Source organism: Glycomyces sp. L485, assembly GCF_022548875.1.
Lineage (GTDB): Bacteria > Actinomycetota > Actinomycetes > Mycobacteriales > Micromonosporaceae > Glycomyces.
The window spans coordinates 1-291 of sequence record NZ_JAKZEW010000118.1 but is presented as its reverse complement, the minus strand read 5'-3'; the positions used below and the strand labels follow the sequence as shown (position 1 = coordinate 291).

At 71.1% G+C, this 291-nt stretch carries 1 pseudogene; it reads right to left on the bottom strand.

The features are described 5' to 3' along the window. Positions 1-291 (bottom strand): annotated as a pseudogene (locus L0U85_RS20230) (IS3 family transposase); the annotation flags it as partial.

Below are 291 nucleotides of genomic sequence, written 5' to 3'. Positions count from 1 at the left end.
TCGAGGGCGCGTTCGATCAGGTCGGTATCGCAGGATCGGCCGGTCGACCAGCCGACGATGGTGCCGGCGAAGACGTCCTTGATCGCCGCGATCCAGACCCCGCCGTCGCGGGTGGCGATCCAGGAGGCGTCGGCCAGCCAGAGCCGGTCGGGGGCTTCGGCATTGAACGCCCGGTTCACCAGATCCTCCGCCTCTACCGCATCGCCGGCATACCGGGTGGCTGTCTTGGGCGGGCGCCAGGCGCCCTGGAGACCCGCATCGCGCATGAGCCGCTCGACGCGCTTGCGGCCG